The organism is Bacteroides sp. BFG-637, from assembly GCF_024793605.1.
Taxonomy (GTDB): domain Bacteria; phylum Bacteroidota; class Bacteroidia; order Bacteroidales; family Bacteroidaceae; genus Bacteroides; species Bacteroides vicugnae.
The window spans coordinates 887,882-904,444 of record NZ_JANUPD010000002.1 but is presented as its reverse complement, the minus strand read 5'-3'; the positions used below and the strand labels follow the sequence as shown (position 1 = coordinate 904,444).

General features: G+C 41.1%; 10 protein-coding genes and 1 pseudogene. 3 read left to right on the top strand and 8 right to left on the bottom strand.

Annotated features, from left to right (window positions below):
* Positions 1-62: 62 nt before the first annotated feature.
* The 3 genes from NXX38_RS03960 to NXX38_RS03950 all read right to left on the bottom strand — a co-directional run bounded on the left by NXX38_RS03960 (position 63) and on the right by NXX38_RS03950 (position 5,414).
* Entirely contained in the window at positions 63-1,784 is a 1,722-nt protein-coding gene (locus tag NXX38_RS03960) for a TonB-dependent receptor (protein WP_148365591.1), read from the bottom strand.
* A gap of 20 nt (positions 1,785-1,804) precedes the next feature.
* Entirely contained in the window at positions 1,805-4,822 is a 3,018-nt protein-coding gene (locus tag NXX38_RS03955; protein ID WP_217720966.1) for a tetratricopeptide repeat protein, read from the bottom strand.
* Positions 4,823-4,892: 70 nt separating this feature from the next.
* Positions 4,893-5,414, bottom strand: a complete 522-nt coding sequence (locus NXX38_RS03950; protein ID WP_217720967.1) for an NUDIX domain-containing protein — start codon at positions 5,412-5,414, stop codon at positions 4,893-4,895.
* A 209-nt stretch (positions 5,415-5,623) separates the two neighbouring features.
* Here NXX38_RS03950 and ahpC point away from each other — a divergent pair, with 209 nt between their 5' ends.
* From ahpC to NXX38_RS03935, 3 genes and pseudogenes are all read left to right on the top strand, one after another.
* Positions 5,624-6,190 carry an alkyl hydroperoxide reductase subunit C gene (gene ahpC / locus NXX38_RS03945; protein WP_004307892.1) on the top strand — a complete coding sequence of 189 codons (567 nt, stop codon included), beginning with the start codon at positions 5,624-5,626 and terminating at the stop codon, positions 6,188-6,190.
* A gap of 84 nt (positions 6,191-6,274) precedes the next feature.
* Positions 6,275-7,825, top strand: a complete 1,551-nt coding sequence (gene ahpF, locus NXX38_RS03940; RefSeq protein ID WP_258978638.1) for an alkyl hydroperoxide reductase subunit F — start codon at positions 6,275-6,277, stop codon at positions 7,823-7,825.
* A gap of 134 nt (positions 7,826-7,959) precedes the next feature.
* Positions 7,960-9,785 (top strand): annotated as a pseudogene (locus NXX38_RS03935) (endonuclease/exonuclease/phosphatase family protein).
* A 67-nt stretch (positions 9,786-9,852) separates the two neighbouring features.
* On the opposite strand, the gene NXX38_RS03930 reads toward NXX38_RS03935, so the two are convergent.
* Genes NXX38_RS03930 through NXX38_RS03910 form a run of 5 tightly spaced genes read right to left on the bottom strand, consistent with a single transcriptional unit; the run spans position 9,853 to position 16,557 of the window.
* Positions 9,853-10,830: a fibronectin type III domain-containing protein gene (locus NXX38_RS03930; protein WP_148365586.1), complete on the bottom strand. Its 978-nt coding sequence runs from the start codon at positions 10,828-10,830 to the stop codon at positions 9,853-9,855.
* Between the two features lie 24 nt (positions 10,831-10,854).
* Complete coding sequence (locus NXX38_RS03925) at positions 10,855-11,862, bottom strand: GRP family sugar transporter (protein ID WP_009001002.1); 1,008 nt, start codon at positions 11,860-11,862, stop codon at positions 10,855-10,857.
* 18 nt (positions 11,863-11,880) lie between these two features.
* Complete coding sequence (locus tag NXX38_RS03920) at positions 11,881-13,401, bottom strand: alpha/beta hydrolase family protein (protein WP_148365585.1); 1,521 nt, start codon at positions 13,399-13,401, stop codon at positions 11,881-11,883.
* A 1-nt stretch (position 13,402) separates the two neighbouring features.
* A complete protein-coding gene (locus NXX38_RS03915) occupies positions 13,403-14,998 on the bottom strand; it encodes an esterase family protein (protein ID WP_148365584.1) in 1,596 nt (531 codons plus the stop codon).
* A gap of 11 nt (positions 14,999-15,009) precedes the next feature.
* The gene (locus NXX38_RS03910) at positions 15,010-16,557 is read right to left on the bottom strand and encodes an ADP-ribosylglycohydrolase family protein (protein WP_259011225.1); all 1,548 of its coding nucleotides are present in this window, start codon (positions 16,555-16,557) and stop codon (positions 15,010-15,012) included.
* Between the last annotated feature and the right edge of the window lie 6 nt (positions 16,558-16,563).

The window sequence follows — 16,563 nt, the reverse complement described above, 5'->3', positions numbered from 1 at the left end:
ATTGAAGTTTAAGTTTTTGAGAAGGGGCGTTATCCGGAAATGGAAACGCCCCTTTCATTAATTTAGAACCGGAAACTCAATCCTCCTAAGAAGTTGAATCCTTCTGTAGGATAACCCAAATAATATTGATATTTCTTATTCAGCAGGTTATGTACTTGCGCATAAACGGATACTCCTTTGAATACATTATAGCTGGCTCCGATATGCAAATCATTAATTGCGGTCATTTTTGCATATTCTTTCACTTCTTTCCGGCTGATGTAATCATAGCCCAGATTTATGTTAAGAGCAGAGATCGGATGAATACGTACATTGAAAGACATTTCACTGACGGGTTTCACAGCCAACAGATATTCCTCTGTTTTGCTGTCCCAATTATGATAAGTGTATTTAGCTGATATTCCGAGGATATCTTTGTAATCGTAACTGATTTCACCGCCAAGGTAGAGATTATCTGTATTATCTTGAGCAAAAGTAAGATAAGAGCCTGAATGAATATTACTCGGGTCAAAACCTAAATAAGATAAGTCGTTCTTTAGATTTTGATAACCACCGAACACGTTGAACCAAAGTCCCGGATAAGGGCTTGCTTTGAATCCGATACTACCGTTGATTTGCTCGTAAGTATCATAAGGACGTTGTACATATCCCAAAGTAGCAGTGGTATTTGCCTCCGGCAGTTCACCGTAAGGACAGATGTTTTCTAATCTGCGGAAATCATTCAGTTGCTTACCGCCAGTTGCTTTTGCATAAACAATGTAGCTGTCAGAAAAAATATACTGTGCAGTGATATCGGGTGAGATACGGAAAGACTTGTCAAATCCGAAAGATAAATCTACATTGGCTCCGATATGCAGTTTCCAGTCATCATTATCCAGTTCATAATATGGATTTAAAAGAAGCGTTGTGTAGTTCTTGAAATATTCATCTCCGGTGGAAACATTCTTTGTATATCCGCTGTAGAGAAGATTGTTCATTTCCAAAGCGATAGTTATTGATTGTTGGTCGCCGATAGCTCCCGTGACATCGCCTTTGGTACGTATGATTGTCTCCTTGATACCTGTATTGGCTTCAGATTCATTGAACATGTTATGCTGGCGTTCATACATCAACAGATTTGTTTCTGCATTGAAACGCAGTGGTGCAGTCTCATCAATGAAATGAATGCCTGCATGAAAGTCACCGGATGTGAATTTCTGCTTGCTGTTTACGCTTTCCGGTTGGAAGTTGAAGTTGCTCAATCCGAAGTTTCCGGCAATATTTAAATCCAATTGATCGAATTGATGCGTATAATCCACATTAGCACGTGTGCGGTAGTAGAAAGCGTTCCATTTCTCTCCATCTGTGAAAGGAAGAGTTAACTTACCATCCATCCCATCCATTTGGAAACGTACATTCAGCTTATCTTTCTTCGACAGGCGGAATAGATAATTGGCAAGAACATCCAAATTGCCATAATTGCCATATCCGGCACGTACATATCCGGGAGTAGTGCCTGGCTGAATTTCTTTTCCGGTATAGGGACGCATCAGACCTGCCGGAACAGAAGTAGCCGGAAAGAATGTCGTAGCATATTCCACCTCTTTCTTACTCACTGTCGGTTCTTCTACTTTAGGCAGGACGTTCACTTTCGAAGCATCCATAATGTCCGGGTTATATTCTTGTTCCACAACGACCGTGCGGTTCATTGTCGTATCCTTCGGTTGGGTAGTTTGGGCTTGAAGGCAGGATGGCATTGAGATTGCCAATGCGAGTCCTCCTATTATATAATAAGATCGTTTCATACTTTTCTATTTTTTAATTCTCAATTCTCAACTTTCAATTTATGAAGTCTGCTTTCAATCATACTTTGAATATCGTCATTACCCTGGTAATTCTGTTGCAAACTTAACAGATACTGACGTGCATCCAGATCTTTACCCGTAGCGTGGTAAACATCAGACAGAAGGACAAAACTACGTGCCAGCCAATAAGCATGAGGTGTGCTCTGTTCTATATAGTTGAGCAACTCTTTCTCTGCAGCGGCATATTCTTTTGCATCGTAAAGTGATTGTGCAACCTGATATTTTGCTTCGGCACCGTAAGAGTTACGCGTATCTTTAGCCAGTTCACGGTAGTCTTCCAGTGCTTTTTTGTCAGCCTTTTGCTTGGCGTAGGCTTTAGCACGGTAATAAAGAGCTTCGTTCCTTAACTCCGGACTTAGTTTGGCTTCTGCAAGTAGGTCAGTAGCTGCATGGATGGTTTCTATATCATCTCTCAACAGGAAGGCGCAACGCAAAATACCTGTTTCGGCAAGTTGGCGACGTTCTACGCTAGTTGCTTTTTCTTTCAGCATTTTATAGCTAGCCAATGCTTCAGCCATGTTTTGTTGGTTGAACTGCACTTCGGCACGCAAGATTAGCGCTTCTTCTGCAAATGGGTTGTTAGGATATTCCAATAACTTATCGGAATGGAGAAGTACCATATCGTAATTCTTCTGTTCGTTACCAATCAGGCAGAGGTAATAATGCGCATTCAGACTGAAAGCACCTTCCGGGAAAGTCTGCAAGTATTTGTTGAAACTTGTTTTGGCTTCTTCCATCCGGCCTTTTATATAAATCTTTTCTGCAGCGGCATACGTAAGTGAGTCTTGTTCATTGGCATCGAAACGGATATGTCCCGGCATGGCATTTGCTAAAGCTGCAAATTCGTCGATGCGGTTCAGGTCTACATAAATAGATTTCAAGTCACGCATGGCAAGGCGGGCTTCTTCGCTGCCCGGATATTTCTCGATCACTTCCTTGTAAGCTCCGATAGCCTGATTGTAGTCTCCTTTCTGATAGTACAATAATCCGATTTCTGCAGCGGCTTTCCGGCTGACAGGGCTTTCGGGGTATTTGTTCAGTAATTCTTTAAAAGAGGTAATGGCTTGATTGTTGTTATCCATCAGGACATAAGAACGTCCTTTCTCATAAATGGCATTTACTGCATAAGGAGAAGAAGGATATTTACCCACCAGTCGGTTTAATAAAGTGATTTTGCCGGAATAGTCTTTCTGTAATCCCGATACGAGAGCGAGTTGATAGAAAGAATAGTCGCCAGAAGAAGTATTCATTTGTTCCGCTTGTGAGTAGTAATGTTTGGCCTCTTCGAAGCTGCGTACATGCAGGTAGCAGTCGCCGATACGGTTATAGGCATCGGCAAGTGCGGTTGTATTTTCACCTTTTTCCAGTTGAATATATTTCTGAAAGTAGTTACTTGCCTGTGTATAGTCTTTGCGGTGGAAAGCGATATACCCTAAGTTGTAGTTGGCAAGTGCGTACATTTCGTTATTGGGCTGGGTGGTGAGTTGCAGGTAAGCGTTGAAGTCACGGGTTGCTTCCGTCATTCGGTTAAGGCGATAGTAAGATTCGCCGCACCAGTAGTAAGCGTCTGCTTTGGTCTGCCGGTTGTATTGTCCGATGGCGATGGATTGATTCAGATATTTAATAGCCTGTGTGAAATCAGCATTGGCAAATGCTTGTGTACCTAGTTGGAACAGGATTTTTTGTTTGGCTTCCAATATTTGTGCACTTGGTTTGGCAATCCGGTCGATGGATTTCAGGGCTGCATCATAACTGCGGGTATTCATGTAAACTTCTACCAAATAGCTGCTGACTTTTTCAGCGTAAGGAGAAGTCGGAAATTCATTCAGGAACTTTTCGAAGGCAGTGACGGATTCGCCGAAAGCGGAGAAGGAAGTTTCATGCAGGCAAAGAGCGTAATTGTAAGCTGCCTGTTCCTTGATTTGCATATTGGCACTGGAGGCGGCTGCCTGTTCGAAAGCCATGCGGGCTTTGCTTTTTTCCGCCAGTTGCAGATAAGAGAGCCCCATGTGGAGATATGCGTTTTGAGTAAGGGCATCATTGGCAGTTGTAACTTTGCCTAATGTTTCGGCTGCTTTGGAATAGACTTTCGTCTGATAGTAGGAGAGCCCTAACATATAAAGAGCATCGCGACGTGGAGCCGAATGATCTTTGTTCAGGTAATTGTTGAATGCTTCTACAGCTTGGTGATATTGTCCGAAGTGGTAGTAGGCATCTCCCAGAATGCGATACATTTCTGCGGCATGTTCATTATTTGGATAGGTCGACAGATAGTTTTGTGCTACAATCTGTGCCTTATCATAGTTTTGGAGCTGTGCATAAATTTCGGCAATGTAATAGGGGACAAGTGCCTTGTATTTTGAATCGTCCTGCAACGGCAAGAAACCTTTCAGTGCTTCGTTATAGCGTTTTTGCGTATAGCGGATATAAGAGAGATAATAATCACAGTCTTTAGCATATTTGGGACTGTTGGAGCGCAATGTTTCAAACCAAATTGCGGCTTCTCGTAGATTATCGGTTTTCAGATAACAGGTAGCCAATTGGTAAGTGCAGTCATCCCGTTCCTCATTACCCAGTAGACCGAGGTCGGCAGAGTTGAAGAGTGCCAGTGCTTCGTCGTATTTTCCTTCATAGAAATAGCAGGAGGCTAATAGTGCATAAATACGGTTGGCGTAAGGAGTGTCAGGATAGCGGTCGAGATACTTGCGCAGGATTTCGATCCGGTTCTTGTCTTTCAGTTCATAAGCGGAACTGGCCAGCATGTATTCAGCGTCTTGAAGAAGGCTGGCGGCAGGCTTTTGTTTTACAAATGCTTTCAGTGCCGGTAGGGCGGCTGCATAATTTTTTTCCTGGAAAAGTTCTTTCCCTTCTTTATAAAGGTTGTCGGTCGAAGTGAACTTATCACTTGTCTGGGCAAATCCTATCATAGGAGTGCAGCAGATAGCCGCACAAATGAGTCTAGTAATTTCTTTTTTCATAATCGGGTGTTTATGCAAAAGTACAGAATGAAAGGGGATATGTTTCTGTAGTTTGTTATATTTTAACGAATTATCTGCCAGATAAGAACTTTTTAAGTCCTCGCCGGATAGAATCCAGCCCAAAATCTTCCGGTTGAATCTCGGAGAGAGGTAGGAAGAGAGAATCTGCTACATCATCCATGGCGGAGAAATGGCTCATGTCTTCTACGGTACAGAGGAAAAACATATCAAGTGTGTGTACAGGAAAACCTGAATAAACATAAATATTGGGAAGTGTGAACTGGTAAACGGCTTTTTTAACTTTCAGCCCTGTTTCTTCCAGTACTTCGCGGGTAACACCTTCTTCGCCTGTTTCATTCATGTCGATGAATCCGCCGGGTAGGTCGAGAGTTCCTTTGGCCGGCTCTTTGGCACGTCGGCAGACAAGCAGTTCATTTTTCTCATTCAAGATAAGTGCTACTGTGGCGGCAGAAGGATTGAAGTAATAGACAAAGCCGCAATCTGCACATTTTTTAGATTTCTCGTTGTTGACCTCAAAATGAGGGGAACCGCATTCAGGGCAATATAGGAATTGGGCAAGAGGATGTTCCATGATCGTATATATTTTCAGGTTTTTGTTTATGCTTGCAAAGTTATAAAATGCTTTTATTAATTTCATCTATCATGGCATAGAAATATTCGATTGGACTTTTTTGCAAAGGCGGGGGGCTGCCTTTATCTTTGCATCAGAAACAAAAAACAAAACGTTGTTTCTGATGTTATAAGTCAAATCAATTAATAACAATAAAAGCAATAAAGATTATGGAACCAATTTTAAATTCTCAACTTCCTGAATTCAGCGTTCAGGCTTTTCACAACGGAGCTTTCAAAACTGTAACCAACAATGACCTGAAAGGTAAATGGGCGATTCTTTTCTTCTATCCTGCTGACTTTACTTTCGTATGTCCTACTGAATTGGTGGATATGGCTGAAAAGTACGATCAGTTCAAAGCGATGGGGGTAGAAATCTACTCGGTAAGTACTGACTCTCATTTCGTGCACAAAGCTTGGCATGATGCTTCTGAAAGTATTCGCAAGATTCAATATCCGATGTTGGCAGACCCGACTGGCGCTTTGAGCCGTGCACTGGGTGTATATATCGAAGAAGAGGGTATGGCTTATCGCGGTACATTCGTTGTCAATCCGGAAGGAAAGATTAAAGTGGTGGAATTGAATGATAACAATATTGGCCGTGATGCAAGTGAATTGCTTCGTAAAGTGGAAGCTGCACAGTTTGTAGCCAGCCATGACGGAGAAGTTTGCCCGGCTAAATGGAAGAAGGGTGAGTCTACCCTGAAACCAAGCATCGACCTGGTAGGTAAGATTTGATAGATCTTGATAATGGTGATTATGGGAGGTCGGTAACGGAAGACGCTGCCGGCCTTTTTTCTCAAAAAACGAAAGGAAAAAGATATGTTAGAATCTGCATTAAAAGAACAACTAAGGGGTATTTTTGCTGGGCTGGAGGCAAACTTTACTTTTGATATATCCGTATCATCCGGCCACGAAAACAAAACCGAACTGGTGGAACTGCTGGGAGATGTAGCGGATTGTTCCGATCACATCACTTGTGTAGTGAATGAGGGAGACGCGTTGAAGTTTACTTTACTGAAGAATGGCAACCGTACCGGAATCACATTCCGTGGTATTCCTAACGGACATGAGTTCACATCGTTGCTTCTGGCTATCCTGAATCTGGATGGCAAAGGAAAGAACTTTCCCGATGAGGCCGTTTGCAACCGTGTGAAAGCACTGAAAGGCCCTATACATCTGACCACTTATGTTTCGTTGACTTGTACGAACTGTCCTGACGTAGTGCAAGCTCTGAATGCAATGACTACTTTGAATCCGGCTATTACGCATGAAATGATAGACGGTGCGCTTTATCAGGATGAAGTAGATGCACTGAAGATACAAGGAGTGCCCTCTGTCTTTGCAGACGGAAAATTACTTCATGTAGGCCGTGGTGAATTTGGCGAATTGCTTGCCAAGTTGGAAGAACAATATGGTATTGACGAAACCAAAGCGAATGCAGAGATGAAAGAATATGATGTGATTGTGGCCGGTGGAGGACCTGCAGGAGTATCGGCAGCTATTTATTCTGCCCGTAAAGGACTCCGTGTAGCTATCGTGGCCGAGCGTGTCGGCGGACAGGTGAAAGAAACGGTAGGTATTGAAAATCTAATCTCTGTTCCGGAAACGACAGGAAATGAACTTGCCGATAATCTGAAAACACATCTCTTACGCTATCCGGTGGATTTACTGGAGCATCGTAAAGTAGAAAAAGTAGAAGTGGTTGGAAAACAGAAGCAGATCACTACCTCTGTTGGTGAGAAATTCCTGGCTCCGGCACTGATTATTGCAACTGGTGCAAGCTGGCGTAAACTGAATGTTCCGGGAGAAGCCGAATATATAGGTCGTGGTGTCGCTTTCTGTCCTCATTGCGATGGTCCGTTTTATAAAGGAAAGCATGTAGCAGTAGTAGGTGGAGGAAATTCCGGCATTGAGGCAGCCATTGACTTGGCTGGTATCTGCTCCAAAGTGACTGTTTTTGAATTTATGGATGAGTTGAAAGCAGACAGTGTACTTCAAGAGCGACTTAAATCATTGCCGAACGTGGAAGTGTTTGCAAGTTCGCAGACTACGGAAGTGATAGGAAATGGTGATAAGCTGACTGCCCTGCGCATCAAAGACCGCAAAACGGAAGAAGAACGTTTGGTTGAATTGGATGGTGTATTTGTACAGATCGGGCTTTCTGCGAATAGCAGTGTGTTCCGCGACATAGTGGAAACTAACCGTCCGGGCGAAATCATGATTGATGCACATTGCCGTACGAATGTGACGGGTATCTATGCAGCCGGAGATGTTTCTACGGTTCCTTATAAGCAAATTATTATCTCTATGGGCGAAGGGGCGAAAGCTGCGCTTTCTGCATTTGACGATAGAGTGAGAGGGATTATTTAAAATGTACAGATAGAACTGGACACACACAAACAACTCATGGTAAAGGCAATAAAGGTATGAATACATATTTTTGTTGCCCTTTATTTTTTTCTTACCTTTGGGGCACTTAACATTAACCCCCAAAAATGAGAAACATGAAAAAGATCTTTTTACTAATTTTCGTTATCCTATTTATTTTTCCGGTACAGGCCCAGCATACATTGAGACTGATGACTTATAATATTAAAAATGCGAACGGCATGGATGATATTTGTAATTTTCAACGGGTAGCCAATGTGATAAATAATGCTTCTCCTGATGTTGTGGCTATACAAGAGGTAGACAGTATGACCCGTCGGAGCGGACAGAAATATGTGCTGGGTGAGATAGCTGAACGTACACAGATGCATGCTTGTTTTGCACCTGCCATAGAGTTTGATGGAGGTAAATATGGAATCGGACTGCTGACAAAGCAAGTTCCGCTACGTTTACAAGCTATCCCTTTACCTGGTAGAGAAGAGGCCCGCACCTTGATTCTGGCAGAATTTGAGGATTATATTTATTGTTGTACTCATCTGTCATTAACGGAAGAAGATCGCATGAAGTCTCTGGAAATAGTGAAGTCATTTACTGCTTCCTATAAAAAGCCTCTTTTTCTGGCTGGGGACATGAATGCTGAACCGGAATCCGATTTTATAAAGGAGTTACAGAAAGACTTCGAGATACTCTCCAATCCTAAACAATCTACTTATCCGGCTCCTGATCCCAAGGAGACTATAGATTATATTACTGCATTGAAGTCAAATGCTAATGGCTTCGCTCTTATATCCTCTCAAGTGTTGGATGAACCGATGGCCTCCGATCATCGCCCTATCCTTGTAGAACTGCGTACCGCTGAAAAGGCAGATAAAATATTCCGTACTAAACCTTATTTACAGAATCCCATAGGTAATGGTATGACAGTTATGTGGGAAACTACCGTTCCAGCATATTGTTGGGTGGAATATGGAACAGACACTACTCAACTGAAACGCGCTCGTACAATTATTGACGGGCAGGTAGTCTGCAATAATAAACTACATAAAATACGTATCAACGATCTAATACCGGGACAGAAATATTATTATCGCGTATGTTCGCAAGAAATATTGCTTTATCAAGCATATAAGAAAGTATTTGGAAATACTGCCCAGTCAGATTTCTCAGAATTTACGCTTCCGGAAACGGATACAGATTCTTTCACTGCTATTGTTTTCAATGATTTGCATCAGCATACAAAAACCTTTCGTGCTTTATGCAAACAGATACAGAATATCAACTATGACTTTGTAGTTTTCAATGGTGATTGTGTAGACGATCCTGTCGACCACGAACAGGCAACGACTTTTATTAGTGAACTTACCGAAGGTGTATGCAGTAATCGCATTCCAACTTTTTTATGCGTGGTAATCATGAGATTCGCAATGCTTATTCTATCGGTCTGCGCGACCATTATGACTATGTAGGGGATAAGACCTATGGTTCTTTTAATTGGGGCGATACCCGTATTGTCATGCTTGATTGTGGAGAGGATAAGCTAGACTCTCACTGGGTGTATTACGATTTGAATGATTTCACACAGTTACGTAATGAACAAGTCGATTTTCTGAAAGAGGAGTTATCTGCCAAAGACTTCAAGAAAGCGAAGAAACGTGTTCTTATTCATCATATTCCGCTTTATGGTAATGATGGAAAAAATCTCTGCGCTGACCTATGGACTAAATTATTGGAAAAAGCACCTTTTAATGTGAGCCTGAATGCTCATACTCATACGTATGCCTATCATCCGAAAGGTGAGTTGGGAAACAATTACCCGGTCATTATTGGTGGAGGATATAAGATGGATAGCGCTACGGTGATGATTCTGGAAAAGAAGAAAGATGAATTGAGGGTTAAGGTGTTGAATGTGAAAGGGGAGGTTTTGTTGGATATTACAGTTTAAAGTTAAAAAAATGGAGGTGTATCAGACTTTTAGACACACCTCCATGAAATAATTGTTTCATAAAATGTTATTCGGAGAAATATGTATAATAGAATTTCTCAATATCTCCGTCATAGTTCTTGCTTTCTTCTTTGATACAACTATTTTCATCATATTCGAATGTGTAAGTAGATGCAACGGATGAATGCTGCCAGCCGCTACTCGTATGACAATTAGCTGAAGCTTTTCCAAAGAGGCCTGTTTCAACCAACCAACGGCTTAGCCCACTACCTTCTGCATAAATACAATGTGCACCGCCAACATTAGGTACAGCAGAATAAGTCTGAACTTTGAACTGCTCTACTCCATCAGAGAATCTGGTCCATTGCGTAATATTGCCATTCTCTATTGTGATGTTAGATGCGATATTGCCATTCTTTTCAGCTTTTGTCATGTAGCCATTCTCGTCGTAAGTATATTCATATGTATTTGAACCGTCTACAAAGGTGGCGACATAGCCTTGGTCATTTAAAGTCATTGTATATGCGTTCTTACCTGTTACCGTAATATTGTTTCCTTCGTAAGCAAAGAGCCATTCTCTATCTAGTTCTCCTTCATATAATCTGTAGACACGTTTAACTGTACCGTTGTCATTATATTCATAATACCATTTATCCCAATCATCAGCAAAAGTAGCTATCCGGTAGACTGTTACTTCAGAAGTCGTTGTAAAAGTGATTTCTGCGTATTCTGAATCTTCAAAATAGATCGATCCGGTTTTTTGAGCTTTCACTTTGAATGTGTAACTTTTCTCCGGCTCTAGACCTGTCAGTTGAATGGTATTCTGGTCGGTACTTTGTTCACTACCGTTATTCAAACTATAAATATAAGCTGTTGCATTTCCTATAGCTTTCCATGTAATAACGGCCGAGCTTTCTTTTACATCAGGAACGGTGACTTCTGGTTTATCCAACACATTTGTACTGGGATGATTGTCGTCATCACTACAAGCAACTGTACTTAGTACTACTGCCAGCATGGTTAATAAATAAAAATACTTTTTCATGTTGTTCTATTTAAGGTTAATAATTTAATTTCCAGCAACTACTATCATTCCTAAGCCAATCAGGAAGAAGATAAACATCGAAGCCAGCAACTGATTAACAGATTTGGTTGATCCCTTAAACTCTTTCCAGATAAATACTCCCCAGATAGCAGCGATAAGCGGTGCGCCTTGTCCTAACGCATAAGATACCGCCGGACCAGCTTCACCCGATGCAATATAGCTGAATGCGGAACCAAGTCCCCATATTGCTCCACCAAGCATTCCGCATATATGAGTTCTTGCATTTCCTTTAAAATACTCGGAATAGCTGACTTTTTCCCCGACAAAAGGATATTTCATTACTAATGTGTTGAAGATAAAGTTACTTAGTAACACGCCGATTGAAAAGACAAAGATGGCAGAATAAGGAGTCATCATTCCTATAGCGGGAGAATTGAAGTTTTCCACGTCCATACCTTTCACTACGAACCTGTAGAATAAAGACATCAATACACCGGCAATTAATGCAATGATAATTCCCTTTTTGTTGTTTTTCTTGCTCTCTTCACCCTTTTGCATCTTTCCGGAGGCCACTCCGTTACAAATGATAGCAATGACAATGAGAGCTACACCACCGAATAAAAGCATGGGATTGCCGGTAGGAATTCCCAGATAGTTGACAATCACCCCTAGTACCAATGCGATACCGACTCCTAAAGGAAATGCTACCGACATTCCTGCTAAAGAAATGGAGGCTGAAAGGAGAATGTTTGAAGCATTAAATATCACACCACCCAAGATGACCCAGCCGATGCTGTCTCCTGATGCTTGTCCCAGATCTTCAAGGAACGGACGTCCGGTATCTCCGTGGCTACCCATCGTGAAGCCCAATAAGATGGTGAACAACACCATTCCAATCACATAATCCCAATAAAAAAGTTCATAACGCCAATTCTTGGAAACCAGTTTTTGGGTATTACCCCAAGAACCCCAACAAATCATGGTTACGATGCAGAATATAACTGCTAATAAATAACTGTTTACTGTAAACATACTATTAGTATTTAATTGTTAAACATGGATTCTGTTATTTAAATAGATAATCCAATCTTCCCAATAAGTGAAAGCATTGGTTTCTTTATATTTCCTTGACCGGAACTCATGTTCCAGATTTGATGCTTTCAAAAGGATATGAATATTACTACTAAGACCATATTCCTTTGATTCGGGTAGTACTTCTATCCAGCATCTGGGATATCTTTTATGAGAGTTAACTGCTTTTATAAAATTGGAAGCGTCACTTTCATCACCAGTGGTATTTACACAGACTATACCGGTAAACAGGTTCTCTCTCCGAATAGTTTCTATGCTTTCTTTGATATGATTTTCCCAAGTGATTAGCGCCCTCATGCGTTGAGAACCTCTGATCCCGGAGCATTGTTTCTCCACATCGGAAATTGTTTTTGACAGATCTACATTCTCTTTTACGAAGCAGAGAACAGCAGGCCATGTTTTGTTGTCATTCACCAGTTGATGAAACTGACTGACGAGAGCCTTTTGTTGCTGCCCGTTAATTTCTCCCTGTACATAGATAATAGGATATTTTCTAATGCTTCCTTGAGCCTGTTCCGGATAATAAATCGTTGTATTACCCATTTTTATAAATGGAGTCTCATTCGGAGAGTTTTTCTCTCTATTTTTTTGTTGATTTTCATTGAAATATCCGTTGATGAATCTGAATGCTTTTGGCAGTGCTGCATTCCAGCAGGTAAAATCATGTCCTCCTGAACGAACTTCCCATTCATGAGGTATTTTCCTTTCTAACAATAATCGGTGCAATTCTTCATTACTTTCGCATAGAGTACCTTCTTTATCTCCGATATCCAACATGATGCCAAATTCTTTTAAATCGGAATTACGGAGAGTGGAAAGAATGTGGTAGGGTGAATGTTGTTTATAATAACTGGTTAGGCGTTCATTGCCATTCTTTCCTACTCCTCCGAAAATCCGTCCCCATTGACTGTCCCATCCTATTTGTGGTCCCTCTTCTATATATTGTTTTTCTGTGCGGATAGATGGTGATAAAGCAACAACAGAACCGAACAGGTTATGATTGCGCAGGCTAACGGACAAGGCTCCGAATCCTCCCATGGAGAAACCGGCTATTGAACGTGCATTAGCATTTTTGCGGGTGCGATAGTTAGTGTCAATGTAGGGAACCAGCTCTTTAGTGAAGAAAGTTTCATAAGGGAAACTGCCATCATAAGTATCACTATAATAAGACAGATAACCGTCGGGAATGACTATGATGAAAGGTTGAATTTCTCCTTTCTTTGTCATTTGGTCCATAATACGGGCCACGTTGCCATATTCAAGCCAACTGGTATAATCGCCTCCTATTCCATGAAACATGTACAGGACGGGATATTCCATATCTGAATGCTCATAACCTTCCGGCAAGATGATAGAGTAGGAGACTTCTTTTTTTAAAGCCGGACTATAAATGCTCATTCCTTCTTTTTCTATGGGAAGTGCCCGAACTCCATCTATACTTGATAGGAACAGGATGATATATAGCAGTATCTTTCTCATATCATTTCTTTATTAACTGTTCACCAATATAATAACTCATTGAATAAATACCTGTTTGGGCAGACTGTGAACTATCCACTCCGTTTCTGACACGATATTGCACTGGAGCTTCCGCTTTCCGCAATCCATTGAATAGCGTGAACATACTGTTGTAGTTAGTGCCTTCGTCTGTTATATCCAGATAATAGATTTGGGTCTGATTCTCATCAGAAGGGTTGGCAATATCCGCATCTTCAGCGAAGAAGAAATGGATGGCAGGTGTATTACCTGTTGATTGATGGTATAAATAATCGGCGCCTGAACCGTATGCCAATCCTAATCTGAAATCTGCATTATTTTCAGTATGAATTGTTTTCTCCACTGCATTGGTGATAGCTGAAAAACTTATTCCATTTTGAATGATTTCCTTCACATCAAAACCGGCAATTATCATACGTTTGATTTGCATAAGAGAATCCAATGCTACGGCTACCTGTTCTGTTGTAAGGTTAGTATTGCCTTCTCCTTTACTATAATAAAGGACTTTGTAGGTTAAGGTAGAATTGTAATCGTCCGGTATGTATAGCTCGATATTGGAATTACCGACTTTAATGTTTTTAGTTGTAGAATGTAATTCCTCCGTAAACTTCTGCAGCGTTTCCTGCGGATAACTTTCTCCTTTGAATGAACGTTCGATAAAAGGTAGTGCTTCTTTCATGGATTCACGCCAATAACTGTCAGTATGAGCACCGTTCCGTACGCGATATTCGTGTTGGATATTTTTGTCCCGTAATAGAGAATGTAATTCACCGTTGCCTGCATATAATCTCTCTTCATCATCACCACAGTCTATATAATAACGTATGGCTTGAAATGTGGAGCTTGATTTATCTTTGAAAAAGTGCAGAGGGCATTGGCTTTTATAATAGCTTGTCAATCTGCCGGTTCCTGCCTGACCACTTCCCCCGAAGTTGTTTCCCCATTGAAGATTCCAACCGTCTTGTGATAGGGAAATGTATTGTTCATCTGTATTTAGAGATGGGCTTAATCCTACTGACACAGAAAATGTTTCGGGATGTTGTGATGCGATGCTCAATGCTCCAAATCCTCCCATAGAGAATCCGGCAACAGCTCTTTCCGTCTTAATGGCTGTTGTCCGGAATCGTTTGTCAATCAGGGGTACTAGTTCGTTAATGAACATATCCATATAGTTGAATTTTCCGTCATAACGGTTACAAAAATAAGAGTTGAAACCTTCCGGCATGATATAAATCAATGGACGAACACTGCCATTGTTGGTTTGTGTATCGACTATGGTTTGAATATTCAATCCTGAAGGTCCCCATGAATTCTGGTTTCCTCCCCAACCATGCAGAAGGAAAACTACTCCATATTTAGCTGTGCTCTCCGATAGATATTCTTGAGGCAGTAATACTGAATATTTGATTTCTTGTCCTATTATTTTGCTATAAAAACTTTGGTCGGGATTATAACGTTTCGTGAACTGTTCCGGTGTTTCGGTTTGTTCATCTTCGGACGGGGGATTGTCATCGGACGAACATGATGACAATCCGTAGGAGAATAATAAGGCTAATAATATGAGTAGTTTTCTATTCATAGCTTTTTCTTTTATTTATAAGGATTGATAGGCTCTGCCGGTGTGGATGAATAAACCACCATGTCTTTACACTGAACAGCATATTTTTCGTTCGGGTTGATCCATTTGATGACCAGCTTGTGAGGTCCTTCCTCTAAATCGTAGTTATAGAAAATATCGTACTTTCTTTTTATATAGTCGTAAGGCATTTCTATCGTTTCTATTTTTTCCCCGTCAATGTAAGCCTCTAAAATGGCGATGTAGTTATCATTATTATCTTTAATATCCTGCCTGATTAGTCCCATTAGAACAACGCCTTTGCCGTTGAATTCAAAGGTCTTTTCTGTACCAAGGTCATATTTGATGACTCTTTTTTCAGAAGGATATAGACCTTCGAACGAAACTTCCCATGCTACGGTCTTTGGCTTTTGGATTGTGGTGTAGTATTTATCTCCTTTCACTTTACCTCCATTTGCTTTTAGTACATCGCTCAATAATTTGAGATTGATATCATAAACAGAGCTTAAAGAGATGTCAGTGTATGGAAATTTTATATTTTCACATCTTTCTAGTGCTGGTTTCCAGTATTCGGGGATAGCTTTGTAGCCTTGTATGACTCCAAGGATTCCTGCAGCAGTTGCCGGGTTACAGTCGGAATCTTGTCCGCAGCGGGTTGCTATATCCATTGTTTTGAAAAAGTCGCCGTTACCATATAAAAGTCCCATAACACAGTAAGCAGCGTTGATAGTGGCGTCAATATTAAATGCATTGAATACTCCTTCCGGACAGCCGATCTCAAAAGCATGACGGTTTTCTATTTCCAACCAGCATTTACGCCAATCATCCGGATATTGTTTCCAATACTTAATTACGTCTGTGATGCAATGGTGGAATTTGCTTTGTTCAGGAATAGTTTTGAGGGCTTCTGTGACAATGGTATAAATATCGTTGTTAACATAAGCTAGTGCATACATTGCTCCCATATATACACCTCCATACCATCCGTCGCCGTAGTTCATGATATGTCCTATCCTGTCGGAAAAATCAGATGCGGTATTTACCATTCCCGGGCATATCATTCCAATGAAGTCTGCTTCAATCTGGAAATCAATATCGTCAGCGTGCGGGTTGTTTTTCCAGTGTCCGGATGCTGGTGGCATAATGCCATGTAATATATTGTATCTAGCTGCCTGGTTGGCATGCCATAGTTTGTAATCTGCATTTGCAAAGGCTTTGGCGAATGATTCGGCAGGAGCATTTATTCCTTCTTTCTGCATAACTTCCAGAAAAGTGAGATCCATATATACATCATCATACAATCCGGGATCTTCCGCAAAGATGTCTTTGCAATAGTCGTCATACCAGATAATTGGAATTTTCTCATGGATGATCGCTCCTCTGTATTTGAACTCTGTGGGACCGCCATAAGTGCATCCGATTGTTTGTCCGGCCCAACCTCCTTTAATCTTGTCGAGCAGTACATCTTTGCTTATTTCAACTGTTTTTCCATATTCTATTTGTGCCGTTCCCGATATGGAGAAAGCAAGTAGTAGAATCATGTTAATCAGGACTTTTTTCATCTTAAC